The organism is Pararhizobium sp. LjRoot255, assembly GCF_964252905.1.
Taxonomy (GTDB): Bacteria; Pseudomonadota; Alphaproteobacteria; order Rhizobiales; family Rhizobiaceae; genus Pararhizobium.
Genome location: NZ_CAXUPQ020000002.1, coordinates 878,516 through 902,643, shown reverse-complemented (window position 1 = coordinate 902,643; position 24,128 = coordinate 878,516). Strand labels below are relative to the sequence as shown.

Sequence of the window (24,128 nt, the reverse complement as noted above, 5' to 3'; positions counted from 1 at the left end):
CGTATCGGCCTAACGTGAGAGAATTGCGATGTCCCGCAAGAGCAGCTTCATAAAGCTGGCGATCCAGGGGCGGGGAACACAAAGAGCCGGAGTCTCTCGGGCTCGGCCCGAGAACGTCTCGCTCACCCATGACGATCCATATCCACTGACTTTGCTTCGGGCCTTGTCAGCGGCGTTTTCTGTTGCCAGCATCAGAAAGGAAAACGACCATGGCCAAAATAGTTTGTGTTCTCTATGACGATCCGGTCGATGGATATCCGACATCTTATGCACGCGACGGCCTGCCAAAGATGGATCACTATCCAGGCGGTCAGACTCTCCCCACACCGAAGGCGATCGACTTTCAACCTGGCATATTGCTTGGAAGCGTTTCGGGTGAACTCGGCCTGCGACCATATCTTGAATCGCTTGGCCACACGCTGGTCGTCACATCCGACAAGGATGGGCCCAACTCTGTCTTCGAAAGGGAACTGCAGGACGCCGAAATCGTGATTTCGCAACCCTTCTGGCCCGCATATTTGACTGCCGAACGTATGGCCAAGGCACCGAAGCTCAAATTGGCGATCACGGCGGGCATCGGATCGGACCATGTTGATCTCCAAGCTGCGATCGACCGCGGCATGACCGTTGCGGAGGTGACGTATTGCAATTCCATCAGCGTCTCGGAACACGTTCTGATGATGATCCTCGGGTTGGTGAGAAACTACATTCCGTCCTATCAATGGGTGGTCAAGGGCGGGTGGAACATCGCCGATTGTGCCGCCCGTTCTTATGACATCGAGGGAATGCATGTCGGAACGGTCGCCGCCGGGCGTATCGGCCTTGCCGTGCTGCGCCGCCTCAAACCCTTCGACGTGCATCTTCACTATCATGATCGGCACCGGCTTCCGAAAGCGGTCGAACAAGAGCTCGACGTCGTGTGGCATGCCACTGTCGAAGATCTGGTCAAGGTCTGCGATGTCGTGACCATCAACTGTCCGCTTCATCCGGAGACGGAAAACCTGTTCAACGAAAAAATGCTCTCGCAGATGAAACACGGTGCCTATCTGGTGAACACTGCCCGCGGCAAGATTTGCGATCGCGATGCTGTCGCCAGGGCATTGGAAAGCGGCCAGTTGGCTGGGTATGCGGGCGATGTCTGGTTTCCGCAACCAGCACCGAAAGAACATCCCTGGCGCACCATGCCCCATCATGGGATGACGCCGCACATTGCCGGAACATCCTTGTCCGCCCAGGCGCGTTACGCAGCGGGGACACGAGAAATTCTTGAATGCTGGTTCGAAGGACGGCCCATTCGCGAGGAATACCTGATTGTCGACGGTGGAAAACTCGCGGGCACCGGCGCCCATTCCTATAGTGCCGGCAACGCGACGGGCGGCTCCGAGGAAGCAGCGCGCTTCAAGAACAAGTGAGCTGGTTGGATTCTTGTGCCGCATGCCTCGATCCGATGCAGGCAGGATCGCAATGTTCCGGCCCGCCTGCGCGGCAGACTATGGACAACCCGCAGTCCAGTGATTGAACCAGCCTCATCGCAAAAACGGCTGGCATGTGAGAGTGTCGAATCTTACAGATGAACGGCAACGCAGCGGATGTCATGGAACGACCTTTTGGCTCGCACCGCTCTCGCCACATGGCGAATCCAGTTTAAATCGTCGCCATGTCAAAAATTGTTCGGTTGAAAAAGGTGTTCAGGATCACGCGTGACTGCGTGATGGTGACGTTCCGCTGCCGCCATCTCTTGATGGTCGACCCGCTCAAAATTATTTTATTGTTAAGCGTGCCGGTCACGCGATATAATACTTCAATTAAGCTTCAGGCTTGGAGGTCTGACATGCCAAACGCTCTGATGGAAGGAAAGAAAGTCCAGGACTGGGCCAATCTGGTCTTGGCAGCATGTGTATTCATCTCGCCGTGGGTCATCGGCTTTGTGGCCGAAGCCATGCCGAGTTGGAACGCGTGGATCGTCGGGCTCCTGCTCGGCGGACTGGCGGTCGCGGCAATTTCGGCATTCGCCGAATGGGAAGAATGGGTAAACCTGGTGCTCGGTCTCTGGCTGGCCGCGTCCCCTTGGCTCCTTGGCTTTACGGCCAATGTGAACGTGATGTGGACCAACGTGGTGCTTGGCTTGCTCGTCGCCGTCGTATCGCTCTGGGCAGTCTGGGATCATCATCATCCCCACGCTCACGCCTAAGCCCGAACCCGGGCTAGCAAAGGCCCGCCGTACGAAGCGGCGGGCTGCGATTGAAAGCTTGCGACCCGAGGGATGACGTTCCTGTCTCGGGCGGCTAATGAAATGATGTTGTGGAGATGCCAACCGGTCGACGGGTATAGAGAAATCAAAGCGATAGCACCGAACGCAACCCTTTATTAACGCAATTCCATTAGCTGGCCGTGCCCCGGCCCCTTGCCGGTTGAGCAAGCTAACTAATTCGAATTGTGAATGACATGCCCCGCCTCCCCGCCTCTTCTTCCGTTTTCCGCCAGAAAATTTCATCCTTTTGCGACATGCGTCTCGCCTGCGCGCTGTCGAGACACGGCCACGAAAATCTCCGCAGTTACATGCTTGGCTTGATCACGCGGCGAGCGAGGCCGCCACAGCACGCCGGCAAGCTCGACTGGAAGGAAATTGCAGCGGCTTGCGATCTCAACAGCGAAAGCCTTCGCGTCGCAAAACGGGTCGCGCAGCACGGCTTCGAAGCGATTATCCGCTGGCTCGAGGAAACCGAGATCACCTCCGCCACTGCTCGGGGTCACTCCGGCGAACGGCAACCATCGGCGGAAAAATTGTGGTCCGACCGCCGGGCTATGGTGCCCTGCACAGCCGACAGGTGACGTGCCAATTCTTAACCGCATATTAGACAGGGCTATGCTAAGGCCAGCTTGCAGCGCCCCGCGGGCATGACGCCTTTCTGCAGTTTCCAGTTCGGGAACATACTGACATTCCATGAGCAAGGATTCTAGCAGGTGCAGAAATTCGCCTTTTCTGAGGGCCGTCGCGGGCAACTATCTGTCATTGCTGTGGCAACGGTTTTTATCCTGGTCGCCACAGTACTGGCCAGGCTGGTCGCCGTGTCAATCAATACGCTCACGACGACCGCCGACGCGATTGACGACGGACGTGCGAGGCATGCCACCGCCGGGGCGTTGCAATCTCTTCGCAAACAGCTCGGCGCAACGCTTCGCGATAACGCCTATTGGGACGACGCGTTCGAACAGATTAACTCGGACGCACGCGTGGACTGGACTGTCGAGAACTGGGGTTCCACAACCGCTGACTACCCACTTTACGATACCGCGATTGTCGTCGACAGCCACAATCTGCCCGTTATCGCTTATCGCAACGGCATGCCGATGGATGTTCCGCCCCGACAGTTCTTCAACAGCTTCGAGCCCCTCCTGAATGCTGCAAGACGAGCCGGGTCGTCGGATCCGGTTCCTGTGCACTTCGCCCACTCGTCGGCCGGCACCGCCTTGATCGGCGCGGCCGCCATCCAGCCGTTTGAGCGCGATCCTTCCAGCAAGCCCGAAGACTTTTACGTGCTTGTGTTTGCCAAGCATATCACACCACAAGTGGTCGCCGAGGTATCGGAGAACGTCAACATAGCCGGCCTCAGCCTCGACGCCTATCCAATTCCAGGACGGTTGGAGGCGATGCTGACGGACGTGATCGGTAACAGGGTAGCCGTGTTCACCTGGCCTTCGGAAGCTCCGGGGACGAAAAGCTATGCAATGGTAAGAGGCGACCTACAGGCGGCCGGCGCCGTTCTTGCGCTTTTCCTGTGCGGTATCGGCGCAGCCGGAGCCGTTACTGTCCGCAATCTAAAAGCGAGTGAAAGCCGCTCACGCTACAAGGCGCTACACGATGCGCTTACGGGGCTGCTCAATCGTGCGGGCCTGCTCGAAAGCATTGCCAGAGAATCGGCGGAAGCGAATTCGAATGACGTGGACATCAAGCTTCACTTCATCGACCTCGACGGCTTCAAGGCGGTTAATGATGCCTGGGGACACAGTGTCGGCGATGACCTCATCGTCGCGGTCGCGCACCGTTTGACCGGCGCCCTCCCGGAGAATGCGGTCATCGCCCGATTGGGCGGTGACGAGTTCGGCGTCGTCACCATCGAGAATCCGCTCCTTCTGCCTGCGTTCGATGTCGGCCATCAAATTCAGGTCGCCCTGGCAACGGTGTTTGAGATTGGCGGCCGCACGATCGAAATCGGTGCAAGCGTCGGTGTCGCAATCTCGCCGTCCGGCAAGGTCGAGACGGGCGAGCTTATCCGCCGCGCCGATATCGCGCTCTATCGCGCCAAGGACATTGGCCGCGGTGTAATCGTGGAATTCGAGGACAGCTTTGATGACGATACCAACAGACGGGCGGCTCTCGAAGCACAGCTACGGACCACGCTGACGAATGGAGGCATTGATGTCTCGTTCCAGCCGCTTATCGATGCGAGGTCGGGCGCGATTTGTGGCGTGGAAGCACTTGCCCGCTGGGTCACGGAGGGTGGAGACCGGATTGGTCCCGACGTCTTCATCCCGTTGGCAGAGCGATCGGGCCTCATTGACCTACTCGGCATGCAGGTTCTGAAAAAGTCCCTCGAGGCGGCGGCCTCTTGGCCCGACATCAGCCTGGCGGTCAACGTCTCGCCACTTCAGCTCAAAAACCCCAGATTTGTGAAACAGGTCACCGACGCCTTGGCGTTGGCGCGCTTCGATCCCAGCCGCTTGAGCATCGAACTGACGGAAGGAGTGCTGATCTCCAACCCGGGTCAGGCACGCCGCGCCATAGATGGCCTGAAAGCTGCGGGCATCAAAATTGCCCTCGATGATTTTGGGTCGGGGTTTGCGAGCATTGGAACACTGCGCCAGTTCGGTTTCGATCGCATGAAAGTGGATCGTTCGCTGATCGTAGCACTTGACCACGACCAGAACGCCGGAGCGGTGCTGCACGCGACGATTGCTCTGGCGAATTCGCTCGACATACCTGTCACCGCCGAGGGGATCGAAACAGAAGCCCAGGCCCAGGTCCTTAGGGTGTCTGGTTGTGAAGCGCTGCAGGGATATCTATTCAGCAAACCGATCAGCGCTGAGCAGCTGACGGATGCATATTTCGCCAGCAGCGGCTGCGGCCGTCATGAAGACCAATCCGCCGCCTAGCGGGAATAAGGATGATCGCAGGGATGAGAGGCAGATGAACGGCCAGCGACAATCATCCCTGGACGGCTGCGACCTTGACAGCTCCGATCACGGAAGCCGCCACGTGTCTTCCATCGATAACGGATGTCACGGCATCACCCCATGCGCCCTGAAGCGAACGAGCCGGGGCTGGCTGGGAAAACGATCGTCTTGGCGATCGCCGTGTCTCGATCAGCGCTGAAGACGCTCCACAGGTCGAGTCGGTAGGACGGTCCCAGCTTCTCGTGGATTTCCCCCATCCGAGTGGTCGGCACCATGCGAAAGCCGAACACACCGTCGCTGGCGAGCCGATCTTCGACAAAAGCCCAGTCAATGCGGTCGATATCGTCGACGCAGAAGAACCTTCCCGCCTGCACGAGTCCGGGCGTGACCGCAATCACCGCCTGCGCCTCATCACATTGCCGCTGGAGACGCTGCTGTTTCTCAGTGCCATAGTAGTTCATTGCCCCCTTGCATTGATCCTGGTGGGCCAACTGATATCGACAGCCGGGCTGTCCACTGCGCGCGCAGTCACGGGCCTAGCGGTCCGCGCATTCGGCGCCCTTTCGAACCAAAGGAACAGCTTAGCCTAGCAGATTCACGGGCAGGTATCGCATCACGCCGCGATTGCAGTCTTATCGTTCCCCGACGACTTCTTTCGCGATCCTGTGAATGTCCACCCGATGGGGATAGGAGCGGGTATCCGGCCGCGATCTCGTCGAGCCACGGGCTGGATACAAGCGCGTCCTGAATTTAGAAATACAACGTCTCGGCCATAAAACGCCCTAACTTGACAGCGGCAGGGTGGAGCGAAGTTCACTTGCATCGCCGTAAGCCGACATCGTTTCCTCGGCTTGAGAAGGCATTAGGAGTATAGAACCACTGAAAGATTGCTCGGCGACATGCCAGATAAATTCGGTCACGCAGGATCGAATTCATTGCGCCTAACGTTCAGGGATCGTGCCATGTTGTCCAACTTGACCAGTAAGGGACGCATTCCGAGTTCAGTTGCGATTTGTCGTGACACCTCAATGTAGCTCTGCGCCTGTTGGCGATCCTGCCTGGCAAGCGCGATCTCCGCCAGTACGAGATTTGCGTAGGCCTCGTGACCTTTCTCGCCCGATCGTTGCGCCAAACTAAGGGCCTCATTCGCCGTGATTTCGGCGTCCCCAATGTTATTCAAAGCGCTCATCGCAAACGACAAATGACATAACCTCAAGGCGTTTCCGTACCCGCGCTTGGACTTCGTCGTGGCAACGGCGGATTGCAGAAAAGACAAGCCATTCTCGGGATGACCGGCGAGAACATGTGCATAACCCAGAGGCGACCCGATCGCTGGTAACCAGGTGTCCAGTCCCTTCTCCTCCGCCAAGGTGAACGCCGGAGAAAGGGTTTCGACACAGAGATCGATGGCGGACGGATCAACGAACGAATACCGCAACCAGAATAGCCCGCAGCCCAATGCGGCCGAAACCGTTTCGTGCGGCGATTGAGTTGCTTCTGCCGCAATGATCCCTTGCGCCTCGATTAACAGCGCCTTGGCGTTGTCAAACAGTCCAAGCTCCGCATAGCACCACAATGCCCACATTCGGCACAGATGCGTCATCGTTCCGTCGGTTGTGTCTTCGGACAGCTGACGCTGACGAATTGACGACAAGACCGAAACGGCTTCGGCAGCGGCGGCGGCATACTGTCCTGTACTCGCAAGGACCTGGAGTCGAAAGAATCGTGCGAGAATGACGGCTTTAGGCAACTTTTGTGCCTGCGCAAAGGATATCGCGTTTTCAGCCAGCATCAGGGCGGACTGGTGATCTCCAAGACAGAGAGCGCTATGTGTTTTGAGGCAGAGGATCTCCGCGAGCCTGCCGGGGTCCTGACTGGCAAACCTCTCCGCCTCGCTGAGAATAGGAGGAATTGCCTCGAGTTCCCCTAGCGCGAAGAGCGCGTCCCGGAGCGCGATGTCGATTTCGGCTGTCAGATCGACTCGGGCCGGCTCGATCTGCAACGATGAGGCCCGAGCGGCGTTCAGGATGTCGCGAGCTTCGGTATAGGCCGACCGCTGGTAAGCTCGCAGTCCGACTGCAAGGAGAACTTCTGCGGCATCGTGGAATAACCCAGCCTTGGCGGCATGTTCGCCCGCCTCTCGCAAGAGCCCATGGTCGCCCAGCCCACGGAGATATTGGAATATTGACGCATGGAGCTCGCGCCTCTGCGGTTTCAGGAGGCGCCTGTAAACGAAATCCGAGATGATCTGATGCCTTATCGCGACCCCGGTCCCATCATGCTCGATGAGGCAAACGTTTGTCAGTCTATCTAAACACTCGTCGATCGCGGCTTCATCCGTCGCCAGAATTAAGCCAAGTGCATCTGCTGACAGCCGCACTCTGCCAGTGGCGAGTACATTCATCACCGATTGCTGCACGGTGTTCAACCGATCAAAACGCACCGCCAGAACGGTCGAGATCGTGTCCGGGATATCGAGGACACTCGGCACCTTCAACATGTGAAGCTTGCCCGCGTCTCCCTCAAGACATCCGACGTCTATAAGGCTTTGCACAATCTCCCGGATAAAAAACGGGCTGTTGCCGCCCCGTCCGACTATATGAGGAACAAGCAAACGCGCATCCGGTCCGAGCAACTCCTCGGTCAACTGGCGCGCCTCGTCGTCTTCCAGCGCCGGAAGATGGAGGCGCAGAAGATTGATCGCGTCGCTGCTGATGTTACCGTTCGTATCCGATCGACTGGTCACAAGCACGACAGTCGGCAGCCGAGCGAGCTGCGATAGGCAGGCTTCGAGCGTTTGGCGGCTCGCACTGTCGAGCCATTGAATGTCCTCAATCACAATCAGCAGTTTCGATGAACACGCCTCTCCGACGATGACTGCTTGGAAGGCTCGGATGGCAAGCCGTCGCCTCAACAGGGCGGCTTCCGGACTCGATTGTGAGGGTTCATCACCGTGGCCCAGTAGCCAGAGGACGCCTGCGCCAAAACCATCGAATGGCTCGTTCTGTTGGGACAGCCAAAGCGTGACGGCTTCGCGACTGACCTGAGTACTACCGATCGCACGGCTAATGAGCTGCCGCAGCAGTTGAGACGAAACATCATCGGCTACATCCTTTCGCGCAATGCTGGCATTGGCCCGCAAGACTTCCCAGCAACGCGATGCAGCTCGCCTCGTGAACTCCGCAGTCAACCGGCTTTTTCCAACGCCAGCCTCCCCTGCAATCGAGATCATATGTCCAAAGCCTTGGGCAGCCTGGTCCAGCACATGCTCGAAGCTGCGCATCTCACGCGACCGGCCGACAAATGGATCGATGGGAGTTTTCTTATCGATCGCGACAACCGACTGGCCCGTGAGACACCATGCCGGCACCGGGCTCGCAAACCCCTTCAGATCGTGCAACCCTGCAAATTCAGTCTCAAGCCGGCTGGCAACAGCCCTCACAACCGGCCGCGACACATAGACCGCATTCGGTTCCGCAATCCGCTCAAGCCGCGCGGCAAGATTCACGATCTCGCCCGCTACGTCGAAAGTGCCGGAGTTCCCCTCGTTCGTCAGCACGACCTCACCCGTGCTTATTCCGACGCGAATCGGCATCGCCGTCCCGGCGATCATTGCCAGTCCCGCCGCGCAGCCTCGCTCTGCATGCGCTTCGTCGGCTTTCGGCGCGCCGAACACGCCCATCAGACCATCGCCCATGGTTTTGATGACCGTTCCACCGAATGTTCTGACGGCATCCACCATGGACGAAATTGCGGGCGAGACCAAGTCACGTGCATCCTCCGGATCCATCCCTGCTACCTTGGCCGTGGACCCGACAATGTCAGCAAACAGCACTGTGACGACGCGGCGCTCTCCAAGCGCGTGGAAACGAGCAGCGTGAGCTTCACCGGAAGGAATTTCGGGCTGGTCCGCTACAGGATTTAGGCGTTCACCGCATCGCGGGCAAAACGATGCACCTATAGGCGACGCGGCACCACATCTCAGGCAGGGATTGGGCAACCTGCTGCCGCAAGTAATACAGAAGCTCGCGCCCTCCGGGTTGCAATCGCCACATTCGCCGCATGCTAACCCTGGCATCGGACGTCTCCGACGCTATGGCGTTAGATCAAGTGCTTCGATGACGCGCTTGTATGGAATGGCCGCATCTCGATTGACATCTTCCACGGTCGAGGCATCCGGCGCCTCGAACAGACACATTGATCTTTCTTCACCTGGAATGAAAGTCGAGCGAATGTATCGAACATCCTTGCCTGGCTCCGAGAACTTCTTGGACGACGCGATCGCCCGCCTCTGCGCATCGGCCAGTTGGTCCATCGTGATACCCTTCAGATCGCGTTCCACAGCGAAAACTGGCATTGTGTTGTCCTCCGAGTTTCGTCTACCGACTTTGTTGCGAGCCCGTCAGCAATTTACCATGTATGGTAATTTAGAGTAGGTTAAAATACAGGACTCGCGGCACAATCGCGGGGCTTCTCAATGCCGTTCCCGACGAGATGTTATGCGACCCTGCGAGCACAGACCGGGAACGCAAATCGTTCGCTTCCGCTTTGCGCCAAGGGCTGTCATCTGCAGCCCGGTCGGCACTGGCTCGTTTCGGCCCGTTGCTGTAATTGCGTCCGGTGCGATGAACGTCTCGATTGGGCCCATCTCGGCCTTTTGACTCCGGATCGAACTCCCAGCAGGACCACCAGCTTATTGTGTTCAGCGCCGCCTCGAAACGATCCATCCGCGCCATTGCGCGCAGTTGATGGAGGCCCAATCTGCCATTCAGCTCCGACGCTCAATCAAACGTCGACATCTTGCTGTTCGGCGGCAAGCCGAGTTGTACAAGCGCGAGAATCAGAATGCACGTCTCAAGGTTGCCTGATCGCCCATCGGCGCGGGCTGACAGTGCACTGACATCGCAAGAATGCGACAGCGGCCGAAAGCGGGAGACGGCGCATGTTCACAAGGGAAGCTAAATCCTCCACGTCTAGTTCACAAATGGAAGGATAATGATCATGAAAACCTGGTTCATCACCGGCGCCTCGCGCGGCTTTGGCGCAAGGGTCGCGCAACTGGCGCTCGAACAGGGCGACAATGTCGTAGCCACTGCACGGAACGCTGCCGTTGTCACGGACAAGCTGGGCCAGCATTCAAACCTGCTAGCGCTGCCGCTCGATGTCACCGACGAGGAGCAGGCCCGCGCGGCGGCGGCGCGCGCCGTGGAGCGGTTCGGCCGCATTGATGTGCTGCTGAACAATGCCGGCTTCGGCCTGCTCGGGGCTGTCGAGGAAGCCACGGCTGAGGAGGTCGAGCGCCTCTATCGCACGAATGTATTCGGCCTACTCGGCGTCACCCGCGCGGTGCTGCCTTACATGCGTGCGCAACGCTCCGGACGCATACTCAATATCTCTTCTATCGGCGGCTATCGCAGCGCGGCGGGCTTCGGCGTCTATTGCTCCACCAAATTCGCGGTAGAAGGTCTCTCCGAGGCACTTAACCAGGAGCTCGCGCCGCTCGGCATCCATGTCACCGTCGTTGAGCCAGGTTATTTCCGGACCGACTTCCTGGATTCATCGTCGCTCTCGGTGAGCCCCACACGCATTGAGGATTACAACGGCACGGCTGGCGCCACACGCAGCCGCGCAACCGACCTCAACCATAGCCAGCCCGGCGATCCAGCCAAGCTTGCCAGCGTGCTCGTGGCCTTTGCGGATGCGGTCAATCCGCCGGTGCGGCTGCCGCTGGGGAGCGACACTGTAGCTGCAATCGAAGCGAAGCACGCCGCCGACACAGCGATCATGGCAGAATGGCGGCAGGTCTCGCTTTCGACGGACTTTGCCGCGCCTGAGCCGGCGAACGCCTGAGTTCGTGCGCGTCGGCGTACACCGCCTGCCGGCGCGCGTCATCTGTAAAGCGTGGCGACTCGGGCACTCGAAGGTGCGAGGATGTTGTCACGATCCCGAGTATTCTGAGCAACTGTTCGAACAACCTCGATGAGGAGCGCTCAAATGTCCAAGACCAAGCCGTTGGCGCATTCGCATGCGCACCACATATCGAGAATGACGGGTCGCGATCCACATGAGGGCTATCGCGCGGCAACCCCGCTGGAACTACTTTTCGATCTAACCTTCGTGATCGCCTTCGGTCTGGCTGCCTCGCAACTCGCGCACCTCCTAGCGGAGGGCCACTTCAAGGCCGGGTTGATTGGGTTCGGCTTTGCCAGCTTTTCGATCTGCTGGGCTTGGGTGAACTTCTCGTGGTTCGCATCCGCCTATGACACGGATGACTGGGTTTTCCGCATAGTGACGATGGTGCAGATGGCCGGAGTACTGATCCTTGCGATCGGCCTTCCTCCGATGTTTGAGTCCATCGACAAGGGTGAGCATCTGGACAACGGCACCATGGTGCTCGGCTATGTCCTGATGCGCATTGCGATGGTGTTCCAGTGGCTTCGGGCGGCGCGCCAGGATCCGCTCCGCCGCAGAGCCTGCATGACCTACGCGGCGGCGATCGCTATTGCCCAGTTCGGCTGGACAGTGCTGATCTTCCTCGACTTCTCGCTTCTCATGACCTTTGCTTTCGTTGTCGTGTTAACGGCGGTCGAAATGACCGGGCCTGTGATTGCGGAATCACACCAGGGAGGAACGCCCTGGCATGCCCATCATGTCGCCGAACGCCACAGCCTGCTTGCCATCATCGCGCTTGGCGAGGGCGTGGTCGGAACAGTTGCGTCGGTCACGGCCGTTGTCGAGGGGCACGGCTGGAACCTCGACGTCGCTCTCGTCTGCATCGCCGGGACAGGATTGACCTTCGGCATGTGGTGGATCTATTTCCTGCTTCCGAGCGCGGAGATCCTGCACCGCTTCCGTGAGCGCTGCTTCGTCTGGGGCTACGGTCACATCCCGATCTTCGCCTCGATCGTTGCGACCGGCGCAGGCCTGCATGTGGCGGCCTATTACATCGAGCACAAGGCGCATATTTCCTCGGTGGCGACGGTGCTGACGGTTGCTGTTCCAGTCGCGATCTACGTGGCGCTGATCTACGCCATGTACACGTATCTGCTGCGCCGTTCGGACCGCCTCCATACTTGGCTCCTGTCGGGGACGGCTGTGGTGCTAGCGGCGTCCATCGCCGCTGCCTTGGCAGGCATTCCAATGTCCGTGTGCCTGATCATCCTGATGCTGGCACCAGTCGTTACGATCGTCGGCTATGAACTTGCCGGCCATCGCCACCGGGCCCAATCGATCGTACTCGCGCTTGGCGACGATCCGAGCGACACGAGCAAGCTTGGAAGTACCGGCGGCAGGTAGTCGCCTGGCCAACGTGTCTTGCAGACTACAACTGTTTGCCAGCAAGCATGGCGGCTAAGCAGGCGAGACCTCTAGGGGTGCCGCCCTTGCTTGAATGAGCTTAGGTCCCCAGCCCCGTCCCCAACAGCGCTCTGCGATACTCCGTCGGCGTGGTGGCTGTGACCTTACGGAACGCCGCAGCGAACGCCGAGGGTGTCTGGTAGCCGACCGAGAGGGCGATCTCCGTCACCGGCAGCTCCGGCATGGCCAGCAACTGCCGCGCCTGCGCAATCCGCAAATTGACCAGCCATTGGTGCGGCGTCTGTCCTGTGGCACGCCGAAAGGCGGTGCAGAAATGGAAGCGGCTGAGATTGACCGTTGCCGCCAGTTCACCGAGCCCGATTTCCTCCTCAAGGTGCGCGCGCATATAGGCGGTCACGCGCTTGACCTGCCAGTCCGCAAGGCCTCCGCGAGGTTCCTCGACCGCCAGCGCCCCAAAGGAGGAGTGTCCACGCACGAGTTGCAGGCACAGGAGGTCAATGGCCTGCTCCACGAACAAGCGTGACGACGGGTCGTCCAGCCGCGCCTCGCGGCTCAACAATTCGAGAATGCGCGCAGCCGAAGGGTCTTCGAAGCCGACGCGCCCGATCAACTCGACGCGTTTGCCGCCGGCGAGGAGATCAGCGCTCGCTTGGAGCCGCTCCTGAGGGAAATAGACGTGCGACACCTCGATCGGCCCGGCGATATCCCAGCGCCCGTCATGACCTTCTGGAATGAGCGTGATCGTTCCGGGCCTTGTCCTTGAAGCATGGCGCGTGCCACCGCAACGCCAGGATATCTCCTGGTCGGCACCGTAATAGGTCATCACCACATGGCTCGATAGCCCTGGCAGCGAATCGTGCAGCGCCCCATGGCTCCAGCGCGTGGTCAGTCGGGTTTTACTTCGAAGCGCCTCGCCCACCAGAGCGGGTGGACGGTCCAGGATCCTGCCAATGCTTTCGACGGCATCACCAGCGAGGCGAATGGATGCCTTATCGCGGGCATTTTCCGCAGTCGTTGCTCGCGTTGGAAATGTCATCAACCCCTCTCAGAGTGCGATAGCCGCAATCTACGAACATTTGTCGCAACCGAGCGACGGCCCGACTTCAGCACAATACGTAATTCTTTTCTTCGACGGCAATACCGCCTCACCGCAGAAAAGGAAACTGATCATGGGCAAGAAGACCATTCTCATCACCGGCGCCGGTTCGGGCTTTGGCAAGGGCGCCGCCATCGGCATGGCCAAGAACGGCCACAGCATCATCGCCACCTGCCAGGTTTCGCCGATGGTCACCGCACTGCGCAACGAGGTGGAGGCGCTCGGTCTGGCCGACCGAATTCGCGTCGAGCGGCTTGACCTCACCGATCCCTACGACATCCGCCAGGCCGAGGGCTGGGATTTCGACATTCTCTGGAACAATGCCGGTCAGGGTGAGCCCGGCCCGGTCTGGGAAATTCCGGTCGACATCGTGCGTCGCAATTTCGAGATCAACGTCTTTCTGCCACTCACGCTGACGCAGGGCGTCGTTCAGAAGTGGGTGCGCGAGGGCAAGAGCCAGGGCAAGAAGGTGGTCTTCACCTCCTCGATGGGCGGCCTGTTCACCCCGGCCAACTGGGGCACCTACGTTTCCACCAAGCACGCACTGGAGTCGATCGCCGAGGCGCTGCAGCAGGAGCTGGCCGCATACGGGATCAAGATCCAGACGATTAATCCGGGCGCCTATTACACCGGCTACAACGAAACCATGGCCGACAATCCGTTCCGCTGGCTGGACGACAGCAAGAACATCACCAAGCGCGCCGACCTGCGCAAAGGCTTCGACGACTTCTTCGCAACCCCGGAAGGCAGGCTGGACCCGAAGGAAATGATCGACCGCATGATCGATGTCGTTCCGGCGGATACCGGTAAGTTCCGCAACGTCGTCCCGAAGGTCATCGAGGAGATGCTGAAGGACCATCAGATCGCCGCCTGGGAAAATCAGATCTGACGCCCCATCCGGCCGTGATGCGAACACCCCCTGCCCCGTCACGTTACGGCCGGACCTTTCTCTCGAGGAGCACTGACATGAGCATTACCCTATCTCAGGCCGAAGCGGCGCTCGCCGCGGCCCGGGAGGCCGCCGAGGTAATCGGCGTTCCAATGAACATCGCCGTCCTCGACGCCGGTGTTCATCTGAAAGCCTTCTCCCGCATGGATGGAGCCTTGCTGGGCTCGATCGACATCGCTCTTGGGAAGGCCAGGACCGCTGCCCTGTTCGGGCTCAGCAGCGAGGCGATTTGGGAATTCAGCAAACCGGGCGGTACATCGCCCGGCCTCGAGCTGACGAACGGCGGGCTCGTCGTCTTCGCCGGTGGCCTGCCGATCCGCGACGAGAACGGCGCACTGCTCGGCGCGGTCGGCGTGTCCGGAGGGGCGGTAGCCCAGGACCTCCAGGTCGCGCAAGCCGCAGTCGCAGCCGTCCAAGGCGGTTAGCCGCCGCTCACGCCATGGCAAGCAAGAGGTCCCAAACCTGCCGAAAAGTCCCTTCTGGCAAGCTCTGGGGCTTCTCCGAGATGGAACGCGCACCGCACCAGGCGTTTAACGCGACTACCGCTGTTGTTAGATTCTCGGGCGCACGCGCCTGCGCCTTGCCGTCCCGTTCGTCTTCGCGGGAAAACAGATCATGGTGATCAACGTCCATTTCTCGTCGAAAGGCGGGAGCGAACCGCTTTATGGGAAGAACCAGCCTCCGGAGGACGCGACGATCACCGCGCGGACCGAGCAGGCACGGGCGGTGTGTGAATTCGTTCGCAGGCTTGACGCGAACCGGTCGATTCTGATCGTGGGGGACTTCAATACGCTCTGGTACGAGGAGCCCATGATGCTCATCATTGGCGGGGACCCAGCACTGTCAACCCTCGCAATGGCTGAACCGAGAGTGGAACGGATAAGTTACGTCTTCGACAGAAGCTCGCAGTCGCAAAACTCGGCGCGAACCAGACGGCCGAGCTGACAACGTTGCACGTTAATTCGGTAATGCCGGAATCGAAGCAGACGAGCGACCACGACCCGAAATACGTGAAGCTGAAGGTTAACTGACCGCACTTGGTTTGACGAAAGGTGTCGGGCTGTGACCACCTCGTCCGCGCCCCGAGTCGTACCTACATCTTCAAAGATGTAGGTTTAGCTGTTAGAACGATGTTTTCGGGCGAAGCGACAAATGCTAGTGTCGCGCAAGGACAAAGGCTCTTACAGCTCGACAAGAGAAATCCAGATGAGGCTGCATCAAGCGCTTGCGGACACGACGGTTCATATAGGTCGTTTGCAGCGGGGCATTTTGCCACCCGTGATTCCAGAGGTATTTTCAGGCGATACCCGTCTAGTCGGCCGATGGCGGAACGAGCCGTTCGAATACAATTTACCGCCCCTCAAAGATCATGTCATCTCTGCGAAGTACGCAGGCCATGGTATGGCCTCGGTGAAGATAGGCCGCCAGATTATTCGCGCTCCCGCGGCGATCGGGACGATAACATTCGCACCGAGAGGGCATGATGGTCAGTGGCGGGTGGACGGTGCCGTCGAGGTCTCGAACATCTTTTTGGGCCATAATCGCCTCCTGTCGTGTGCCGATCAGGTAGGGAATGGCCGCGAGCCCGAGCTACTTGACCGCGTAAATTTTAGCGATTCCAAACTGTTTACGATCATGTCATTGATCAACGACGAGATCAGTTCGGGAGACGCGATGTCGCACCTGTTCGTTGAGCAGCTCCTCGATCTTGTGTGCCTTCAGCTCCTCAGAGCCCACTCAGCAACTTCGATGCCGATCTCGTCTGGACCGCGGCGCGGGCTGGCGGGCTGGCAGGTCAAGCGCGTCACCGCCTATATGCGGGAAAATTCTGCGCAGGATATCCGCATCCAGGAATTGGCCGATCTGGTCAATTTGAGCCGCTTCCATTTTTGCACGGCCTTCCGCATGGCGACCGGGTGTACGCCGCATGTATGGCTGACCCGGCAGCGGATCGCCTATGCGAAGAAGCTCCTGAAAGACGGGACGTTGCGCATCACCGACATAGCTCTTGTCGTAGGGTACCAAACACCCTCCTCTTTCTCGGCGAATTTCCACAAGGTGGTTGGCCTCACGCCGAGCGAGTTCCGTCGCCGACTTTGATCGTGGCACCCCAACCCCAGCCGTCGCGGGCCATCAAATCCCCTGAACGGGTCCGCACCAAGCCTTTGCGCTGTGCCGTCTCGCTCTCCGCCGATTGCCGCAAGATTAAGACAATTCCCGAAATAACGCGACTGTGTCACAGCGGCATAGGAACTATCCTCTTCGCGATCATCTGAGCTGAAGAGGATAGTTCCTTCATGGCCGAGATTTCGTCGGAAATGCATTCGTCTGGTCCAATCGTATCGCGCCGGGAAGCGCTTCAGGCAACAGCCGGGGCGGTAGCGCTGGCCGCATTGCCGCTTCAATCAGCGGCGGCGAGAAGGTCTCCTGCAGGCGTCAGCAGTGACATAGCCGTATCGATGAACGTGAACGGTCGTGCCCATACCCTCATTGTCGACCCGCGTCAGTCTATCCTCGATGTCCTGCGAGAGACGCTCGATCTCCCCGGAACCAAGAAGGGCTGCAATCAGGGTGCCTGTGGCGCGTGCACTATTCTCGTCGACGGAAAACGTATCGTCTCTTGCCTAACGCTAGCTTCGATGCACGACGGTGCCGACATCCAAACTATTGAAGGACTGGAAAACGACGGTGAGCTTCACCCTCTTCAGGCGGCCTTCGTTGAGCACGAGGGCCTCCAATGCGGTTTCTGCACGTCGGGCCAGATCATGTCCGGCCTTGGCTGCATAGCCGAAGGTCATGTGGGATCGCCTGAGGAGATTCAGTTCTGGATGAGCGGGAACATATGCCGTTGCGGCGCTTACCCGGGCATCGTCGCGGCTGTCGCGGACGCGGCGGAAAGGATCTGACCCATGTTTCCCTTCACGCTAGAAAAGGCAGGCAGCACCGAGGCCGCGATCGCCGCTGCCGCATCGGGCGCGCGCTACATCGCCGGCGGAACCACTCTCGTAGACCTGATGCGGGATGAGGTGGAGCGCCCGGAGCGGCTCATCGATATCAACAGGTTGCCTCTGGGCGACATTCGTGTGGAAGGCGAAGACCTGGTCATTGGCGCGCTCGCGCGCATGGCCGAAGTCGCCGCCGACGAAAACGTCAAGCGCCTGCAGCCGTTGATCGCGGAAAGCTTGATCGAAGGCGCGTCGCCTCAGTTGCGGAACATGGCCTCGATGGGCGGGAACCTGCTGCAGCGTGTGCGCTGTCCATATTTCCGCATGCTTGATGCCGGCTGCAACAAGCGCACGCCCGGATCAGGCTGCGCCGCGATCGAGGGGCTGAACGCGGGCCATGCGATCCTCGGCACGAGCGACCATTGCGTGGCGACGCATCCCTCCGATGTCGCGGTGGCGCTGGTGGCGCTCGACGCCACCATGCGGGTTCAAGGTCCGCAGGGCGAGCGCAGCTTCCCGGTGGAGGAACTCTTCCGGCTGCCAGGTGATACGCCTCATCTCGAACATACGTTGCTGCCAGGCGAACTGATCGTCGAAATCCGCGTGCCGAGCGGACCCTATACGCGCAGCGCCCGATATCTCAAGGTCCGCGATCGTGCCTCCTACGAATTCGCCTTGGTGTCCGCCGCTGCCGTCCTCGCAATCGAGGACGGCGTGATCCGCGAGGCCCGCATTGCGGCAGGCGGCGTCGGTACGCGTCCCTGGCGGCTGCGCGCGTGTGAGGCCGCGCTTGGCGGAAGAAAGCCGGACAGGCAGGCCTTCGAGGAAGCTGCGCAACTGGCCACCGAGGGCGTTCGGCCGTTGTACCATAACGCCTTCAAGGTCGTGCTATTGCCCAGGACGATCGTCCGAGCGCTGGAAATGGCGGGAGAGGTCGCATGAAGATGAACGTAATTGGAAAGCCTTTAACCCGCGTCGACGGCCGCTCCAAGGTCACGGGCAAGGCGCGCTACGCCGCCGATTTCAACCAGCCAGGCCAGCTCTACGCCGTGCTCGTAAGCGCGACCGTCGGACTTGGCCGATTGACCGGGATAGAAAGCGCCGATGTTGAGGGCATGTCGGGTGTCGTTGCGTTGATCACGCACCGCAATGCTCCGAAATTGGCCTATCTGCCGCACAAGGCCGTCATCGATCCAGCGGTCGGTGAACGCCTTCACGTACTGCAGGACGACAGCGTTCGCTTTTACGGCCAGCCCGTCGCCATCATCGTGGCGGATTCCATCGACCATGCCGAGCGCGCCGCCGCCGCGATGCGTATCACCTATGACGCCCGTCAACCAATCGTCGACCACGCCGATCAGCAGGTAGCCAGAATCGTTCCGGGGACGGGCACTGCCGACAGATCGCGGGGCGATGCCGATGCCGCGGTGGCGGAGGCGGCCGTCAAGGTCGACGAGGTCTATGACATAGCCCGTGAGAACCATAACCCAATGGAGCCGCATGCGACGATCGCCGCCTGGCACGGCGATCGGCTGACCCTATGGAGCAAGAGCCAGTTTCTCATGAACGAGCAGGCGGAGATCGCCGCGGTGTTCGGCCTGCCCGTCGACAACGTCGAGGTCATCTGTCCCTTCATCGGCGGTGCCTTCGGCACGAGCCTGAGGACATGGCCGCATGTGACGCTAGCGGCACTTGCGGCGCGTCATGTCGGGTGGCCAGTCAAGCTTGTGCTCACCCGCAAGCAGATGTTCTTCACGACCGGCCATCGGCCGCGGTCGCTCCAGAGGGTTGCGCTGGGTGCCACTCCCGATGGCAAAATTACGGGCGTTATCCACGAAGGTACCGGAGAGACGAGCCGTTACGAGCAGTTCACGGAAGCCCTGACCGCCGTCACCGACTACCTGTATTCCTGCCCAAACGTGCGCACCCAGTACCGCCTTGCACAACTCGATACGGCCACGCCGAACCACATGCGCGGCCCCGGCGAGGCAAGCGGTATCTTTGCGCTCGAAAGTGCCATGGACGAGCTGTCCTACAAGCTAGGGGTCGACCCGATCGAGTTGAGACGCCGGAACGAGCCGCAGATTGACGAAGCTGAAAACAAGCCTTTCTCCAGCCGCTCGCTGATCCAATGTTATGGACTTGGTGCCGAACGCTTCGGCTGGGTTCGAAGGACTCCCGAACCGCGTTCCATGCGCGATGGACGTCTTCTGATCGGCATGGGCACTGCAACCGCCACCTACCCAGCTTTCCATGCGCCCTCGAGCGCCAGGGTGCGGCTGCTCGCGGACGGAACTGCCGAAGTTGAAGCGGCCGCCAGCGACATGGGGCCGGGCACTTATACGTCAATGACGCAGGTGGCGGCAGAATTCCTGGGCCTGCAGCCGGAACAGGTACGGTTCGGGCTTGGCACGACGGACTACCCGCCAACACCCTCCCACGGCGGCTCCTGGACGATGGCCTCGGTGGGGTCCGCCATCCGTGCCGCTTGCCTGGAAGTGCAGTCGCAGGCAACTCGCCAGGCGATTGCCGATGCTGGCTCGCCTGTCTTTGAGGCTTCGATAGAAGCCCTTGAATGGGTGGACGGACGCCTCCGTCGACGCGGAGACGCATCCCCGGGACTATCCTACCAGGACATCTTGGCCAAGACGGGCAATCCGATCGAGGTTGACGGTTCGGCCCAACGCGATCCGGAGACTGCCGAAAAGTATTCGATGCATTCCTTCGGGGCAGTTTTTGCCGAAGTTTCGGTCGATCCGGACGTCGGAACGATCAGGGTACGTCGCCTTGTCGGTGCGTATGGCATCGGGCGGGTAGTTAACCCGCTGCTTGCCAGAAGCCAATGCACGGGCGGCATGATCGGGGGCATCGGTATGGCGTTGATGGAACGCACTGTTCTGGATGTGCGTGACGGACGGCCGGTCAACGCCCACATGGCTGACTACCTCATGCCTGTGAACCTTGATACTCCGGAGCTGGAGGCACTGTTCGTCGACGAGGTCGACCCACATGTGAACCCACTTGGCGTGAAAGGGCTGGGCGAGATCGCGCTGGTGGGTACCGCTCCGGCAATTGCCAACGCAGTGTTCCACGCGACGGGCAAGCGTGTGCGGACATTGCCGATCAAGATTGAGGATGTCCTGACCGCATGAACCACGGATCGAACGCCGGCTATCCCGGAAAAGGTTCAGAGGCTTTCTCGTTGGTAAAGGCGGAGCAAACTGGATTGTGGCATGTGGCTCCGCATGGGACAGAGTTGGAACGCACCTCGTCGCCAAGCGGGCCTGTTTACAATGCGGGGGAAATCCGAACCTGGCACGATGCATTTGTGGCCTTGCTATCGCGACTCGGAAATTGCGACGCCGCAAGCGGCGTGACCCCGGTGTCGCAAAGCTAGCTGATGTCACCAACGGCGAGTGGTTGGCGCGTCAACGTGGCCAGAAGCTCCGATGTATCTCGAAGCTATGGTTCCCCCAGTCGTGATCAGCCAAATGCACGCCACGGCAACTTGCCCTCGAGAGAGGCGACGCCCACTCTCACAACTAGCACAACATCCGAAGATGACCAGTCCAGGAGCCAACCGCCGTGCGCAAAGGAGGTCGACCAATGCGCCGCGGACTCGGCGTTAGGGATGGCAAGACGCCGCATTTGGTTCAACGAAGCGGGTCAGCCGACGTCGACGGAGCCGCTTGCGGGCGAGAGCGCCAAGCGTGGCCGAGAATTAGTCCGGTAAAGCCTAAGAGTTTCGCTGAGCTTCCATCGGCGTCTCCCCTGCTCCAACACTTGTGCGCTTGACCGCGCCCATGTAGTTCAAGCGCCTGCACCGTAAGCCTATTTAAGGCCTCAAAGACGCGGCCGCACACTTTTAATTGATCAATCGACACACGGTGATGCCATTCGTTGCCAAAGACTTCAGCTCCCAGGGACTAATTTCTCAACAGACCACCTGCCAAAATCACCTCTTCCGGCGTGTCGACGTCGAGGTGGGCCGCATCGCCGATCTCGATGTCGACAATTGGGACACCCGCTGTCTCAATGATATGCCGCGCGCCGACATCGCCCTCGAGACGCAGAATGGCTGCATTCAGTGAGCGTGGTAAAATAACGGGATTGCCACGCTTACCACGTGAGACAGCGCGCACAATGGCACGCGCCCCCGAGTCAACAAACGCAGCGATCAAGATATTGAGATCGTCCGCCGAAACGCCCGGCATGTCAGCAAGCATAATCAGGATTCCATCGGCGTCCCGTACCGCCTCTAGCGAAATGCCGGTAATGAGCGAGCTTGCCATGCCGGACACGTAGTCCGGGTTCTCTATGAGGTTGACAGACAATCCCGACAACACCTGCTCAATCTCAACTCGGCGATGTCCTGTGACGACCGTCACGGAAAGCGCATTGCTTTCCAGTGCTGTTTGAGCCGAACGTCGCACAAGCGGCACTCCGTCGAACTCCGCCAAAAGCTTATGAGAACCGCCCTCGCCCATGCGGCTTGAACGACCGGCCGCAAGAAGAACGATCGCAACCGATGGGGTCGTAGTCTGCATAGACGGGCCATCGCGCAACTGGGGCCGCATGGTTATCTCCGTCAGAAGTCCTCCCACACCCATACCAGCCAGATCGTGAGCGTCGGGCTTCTCGCCAGCGACGATCCGATCCAGGACCCAGTCGAAGCCGTTTTCCTTTGGACTCCGCGCGCAGCCAGGCGCACCGATGACGTAAGTGTTGTCAACGCGGCCGAGGACCAGGAGGTTGCCGGGATCAACGGGCATTCCGACAGCCACCACTTCTCCCCCTACCGCTCGGATTGCTTCTGGAATGACGTCGGCTATGTCAGCGACGGCCGAGGCGCCAAAAATGATGACGAGCTTGGGCGCTTCATCCGCTGCCGAGATCACGTCTTGCAACGACCTGGAAAGAGCCAAGCATTCATGCGCCACGCGCTGCTCGCGGACAATACCGTTTCCGGAAACAGCAAGCCTCCGTTCGAGGACGCGTTTCGTCTTGGTCATGACTGAGACTTTAAGCGACGGCAGTTCGGTTGATATAAGCGAAACCGAAAATTTGCAAAACGGTTTGATCTCGAACACCGGGGCTGCACGAAGTGCGCTGCAGGCTGATTCAACGGCTGCCCCTCGCACTGCAAGCGGGATGATCTTGATGGTCGCAACCATGTCCCCGGCATTCACCCTCGTATGGTCAGCAAGGCAGGCAAGCGTGATTGCAGGATCAATGCGGTTAACATGATCGACAACTGCTTTGTCGACGACAAAAAGGCCAGAGCTTGCCGCATATGCGTTGACGCGTCCGGTTGTCGCCTGGGAGTAGCGTAGATGGCGGGGGGCGATGGCTTGCGACAACCGGCATGCTGCCTCATTCTCGCTGAGGTCGCCACCCTCTGTCATAACGGCCACTACCCGCTCGATGCCGGCAGCCTTCAGCTGTGAGATATCACTGGCGGTTACCGCATGTCCTTTGGGAAGCGCGCCCTCAGGCAACTTGACCGAATGGGCAAGTACCATCCCCTGCACCACCGCGACTGGATACGTACCGAACTTCATGAAATGATCTTCGTTGGTGAGGATATGTCGCGAAGGCGCAGGGACTGAATGACTTCGGCCAGAATAGCCAGGGCAATTTCAGCCGGGCTCGCAGCTCCGATGTCGAGGCCTATCGGCGCCCGAACTCTCGAAACGTCATCCTTGCTCAAGCCACCTGCCTGCAGGCGTTCGATACGCGACGCATGGGTCTTGCGGCTGCCGAGTGCACCGACATAGAAACAGCCGGAACGGATCGCATGGGCTATTGGGAAATCGTCTATCTTCGGATCGTGTGTTAGGGCAACAAGCGCAGTCTGTGCGTCAAGCGGCCGCTCCTTAAGCGCATCGGCTGGCCAATCCGCAGCCAGTTCGATGCCTGGGAAGCGTTCGGGGGTGGCAAAAGCTGTCCGTGGATCAACGATCCTGACATTGAAACCAGCGAGCAAAGCCATTTGAGCGAGCACCTGACTTATATGAACCGCCCCAATGATAACCATGCGCGGCGGCGGCAATTGCACGTTCAGAAACAGCCTCTCCCCATCCACCTCCACTAGCCGGGACCGACCTGAGCGGAAGCTCTGCGAAACGGCTTCACCCAATGCACCACCTGGATCTTCGTCTTCAGTGATCAGGCGGTCCGTGCCTCGCTCAAGGTTCTTGACGAGAACCACGGGAATGCGAGATCGACGGGCCAGATTCAGGCGCATCAGAACGGTAAAATCCATCAGTCGAGCCTCTCGACATGGACGCTGATGCGCCCGCCGCACGAAAGTCCGACGCGCCAGGCGGTCTCGTCCGAAACACCAAACTCCAGAAGCTTTGCCTTGCCGTCACTGATGATGTCGATCGCTTCCGCGATCACGGCACCTTCAACGCAGCCTCCCGAAACGGAGCCCTCAAAATTACCGTCTCGGTCAATGACCAAGTGACTTCCCACTGATCGGGGCGCCGACCCCCATGTTTCGATCACGGTCGCAATCGCAACCTCGCGGCCACCCTTTTTCCAGATTTCTGCCGTCACAAGCGGATCAGAAATCTCGGATGGCATTAGCGTTTGATGTGCGGTGCTGATCCCGGGTTTCACTTTCATCTGTATATCCTCTTCA

Annotated in this window: 21 protein-coding genes; 14 read left to right on the top strand and 7 right to left on the bottom strand. The window is 59.6% G+C overall.

From position 1 onward, the window contains the following. Window positions 1–209: 209 nt before the first annotated feature. The 4 genes from ACSQ2W_RS23335 to ACSQ2W_RS23320 all read left to right on the top strand — a co-directional run bounded on the left by ACSQ2W_RS23335 (window position 210) and on the right by ACSQ2W_RS23320 (window position 5,154). A complete protein-coding gene (locus ACSQ2W_RS23335; protein ID WP_436088523.1) occupies window positions 210–1,412 on the top strand; it encodes an NAD-dependent formate dehydrogenase in 1,203 nt (400 codons plus the stop codon). A 419-nt stretch (window positions 1,413–1,831) separates the two neighbouring features. Continuing rightward, entirely contained in the window at window positions 1,832–2,191 is a 360-nt protein-coding gene (locus ACSQ2W_RS23330; protein ID WP_436088986.1) for an SPW repeat protein, read from the top strand. A gap of 368 nt (window positions 2,192–2,559) precedes the next feature. After that, a complete protein-coding gene (locus ACSQ2W_RS23325) occupies window positions 2,560–2,832 on the top strand; it encodes a hypothetical protein (protein ID WP_436088522.1) in 273 nt (90 codons plus the stop codon). 132 nt (window positions 2,833–2,964) lie between these two features. Further along, window positions 2,965–5,154, top strand: a complete 2,190-nt coding sequence (locus ACSQ2W_RS23320; protein ID WP_436088521.1) for a bifunctional diguanylate cyclase/phosphodiesterase — start codon at window positions 2,965–2,967, stop codon at window positions 5,152–5,154. A 134-nt stretch (window positions 5,155–5,288) separates the two neighbouring features. Here the strand turns inward: ACSQ2W_RS23320 and ACSQ2W_RS23315 are convergent, their stop codons facing one another. The 3 genes from ACSQ2W_RS23315 to ACSQ2W_RS23305 form a co-directional block, all read right to left on the bottom strand. After that, a complete protein-coding gene (locus tag ACSQ2W_RS23315) occupies window positions 5,289–5,636 on the bottom strand; it encodes a hypothetical protein (RefSeq protein WP_436088520.1) in 348 nt (115 codons plus the stop codon). 455 nt (window positions 5,637–6,091) lie between these two features. Then, the gene (locus ACSQ2W_RS23310; protein ID WP_436088519.1) at window positions 6,092–9,253 is read right to left on the bottom strand and encodes an AAA family ATPase; all 3,162 of its coding nucleotides are present in this window, start codon (window positions 9,251–9,253) and stop codon (window positions 6,092–6,094) included. Between the two features lie 15 nt (window positions 9,254–9,268). Further along, window positions 9,269–9,532: a nickel-binding protein gene (locus tag ACSQ2W_RS23305; RefSeq protein WP_436088518.1), complete on the bottom strand. Its 264-nt coding sequence runs from the start codon at window positions 9,530–9,532 to the stop codon at window positions 9,269–9,271. 644 nt (window positions 9,533–10,176) lie between these two features. Between ACSQ2W_RS23305 and ACSQ2W_RS23300 the strand changes: the two genes are divergently transcribed. Together ACSQ2W_RS23300 and ACSQ2W_RS23295 are read left to right on the top strand one after the other, a co-directional pair. Next, window positions 10,177–11,025, top strand: coding sequence for an oxidoreductase (locus ACSQ2W_RS23300; RefSeq protein WP_436088517.1), 849 nt, complete (start codon window positions 10,177–10,179; stop codon window positions 11,023–11,025). Window positions 11,026–11,169: 144 nt separating this feature from the next. Further along, the gene (locus tag ACSQ2W_RS23295; protein WP_436088516.1) at window positions 11,170–12,471 is read left to right on the top strand and encodes a low temperature requirement protein A; all 1,302 of its coding nucleotides are present in this window, start codon (window positions 11,170–11,172) and stop codon (window positions 12,469–12,471) included. Window positions 12,472–12,571: 100 nt separating this feature from the next. Here the strand turns inward: ACSQ2W_RS23295 and ACSQ2W_RS23290 are convergent, their stop codons facing one another. Beyond that, on the bottom strand, window positions 12,572–13,528 hold the full coding sequence (locus ACSQ2W_RS23290; RefSeq protein ID WP_436088515.1) for a helix-turn-helix domain-containing protein: 957 nt from the start codon (window positions 13,526–13,528) through the stop codon (window positions 12,572–12,574). Between the two features lie 133 nt (window positions 13,529–13,661). On the opposite strand from ACSQ2W_RS23290, the gene ACSQ2W_RS23285 reads away from it, so the two are divergent. From ACSQ2W_RS23285 to ACSQ2W_RS23250, 8 genes are all read left to right on the top strand, one after another. Then, window positions 13,662–14,477, top strand: a complete 816-nt coding sequence (locus ACSQ2W_RS23285) for an SDR family oxidoreductase (protein ID WP_436088514.1) — start codon at window positions 13,662–13,664, stop codon at window positions 14,475–14,477. Window positions 14,478–14,554: 77 nt separating this feature from the next. Continuing rightward, window positions 14,555–14,962: a GlcG/HbpS family heme-binding protein gene (locus tag ACSQ2W_RS23280; protein ID WP_436088513.1), complete on the top strand. Its 408-nt coding sequence runs from the start codon at window positions 14,555–14,557 to the stop codon at window positions 14,960–14,962. Window positions 14,963–15,152: 190 nt separating this feature from the next. After that, on the top strand, window positions 15,153–15,482 hold the full coding sequence (locus tag ACSQ2W_RS23275) for a hypothetical protein (RefSeq protein ID WP_436088512.1): 330 nt from the start codon (window positions 15,153–15,155) through the stop codon (window positions 15,480–15,482). A gap of 261 nt (window positions 15,483–15,743) precedes the next feature. Next, a complete protein-coding gene (locus tag ACSQ2W_RS23270; RefSeq protein ID WP_436088511.1) occupies window positions 15,744–16,637 on the top strand; it encodes a helix-turn-helix domain-containing protein in 894 nt (297 codons plus the stop codon). A 197-nt stretch (window positions 16,638–16,834) separates the two neighbouring features. After that, window positions 16,835–17,443, top strand: coding sequence for a (2Fe-2S)-binding protein (locus ACSQ2W_RS23265; protein WP_436088510.1), 609 nt, complete (start codon window positions 16,835–16,837; stop codon window positions 17,441–17,443). 3 nt (window positions 17,444–17,446) lie between these two features. Continuing rightward, a complete protein-coding gene (locus ACSQ2W_RS23260) occupies window positions 17,447–18,424 on the top strand; it encodes an FAD binding domain-containing protein (protein ID WP_436088509.1) in 978 nt (325 codons plus the stop codon). Continuing rightward, window positions 18,421–20,634, top strand: coding sequence for a xanthine dehydrogenase family protein molybdopterin-binding subunit (locus ACSQ2W_RS23255; RefSeq protein WP_436088508.1), 2,214 nt, complete (start codon window positions 18,421–18,423; stop codon window positions 20,632–20,634). The genes ACSQ2W_RS23260 and ACSQ2W_RS23255 overlap by 4 nt, the downstream gene beginning before the upstream one ends. Then, entirely contained in the window at window positions 20,631–20,879 is a 249-nt protein-coding gene (locus ACSQ2W_RS23250) for a Stf0 family sulfotransferase (protein WP_436088507.1), read from the top strand. The genes ACSQ2W_RS23255 and ACSQ2W_RS23250 overlap by 4 nt, the downstream gene beginning before the upstream one ends. Before the next feature lie 529 nt (window positions 20,880–21,408). Here the strand turns inward: ACSQ2W_RS23250 and ACSQ2W_RS23245 are convergent. From ACSQ2W_RS23245 to ACSQ2W_RS23235, 3 genes are read right to left on the bottom strand one after another with little or no spacing between them, the layout of a single operon-like run. Continuing rightward, window positions 21,409–23,043, bottom strand: a complete 1,635-nt coding sequence (locus ACSQ2W_RS23245; RefSeq protein WP_436088506.1) for an NTP transferase domain-containing protein — start codon at window positions 23,041–23,043, stop codon at window positions 21,409–21,411. After that, on the bottom strand, window positions 23,040–23,747 hold the full coding sequence (locus tag ACSQ2W_RS23240) for an XdhC family protein (protein WP_436088505.1): 708 nt from the start codon (window positions 23,745–23,747) through the stop codon (window positions 23,040–23,042). The genes ACSQ2W_RS23245 and ACSQ2W_RS23240 overlap by 4 nt, the downstream gene beginning before the upstream one ends. Continuing rightward, on the bottom strand, window positions 23,747–24,070 hold the full coding sequence (locus ACSQ2W_RS23235; RefSeq protein WP_436088985.1) for an XdhC family protein: 324 nt from the start codon (window positions 24,068–24,070) through the stop codon (window positions 23,747–23,749). Before ACSQ2W_RS23235 ends, ACSQ2W_RS23240 begins: the two co-directional genes overlap by 1 nt. Between the last annotated feature and the right edge of the window lie 58 nt (window positions 24,071–24,128).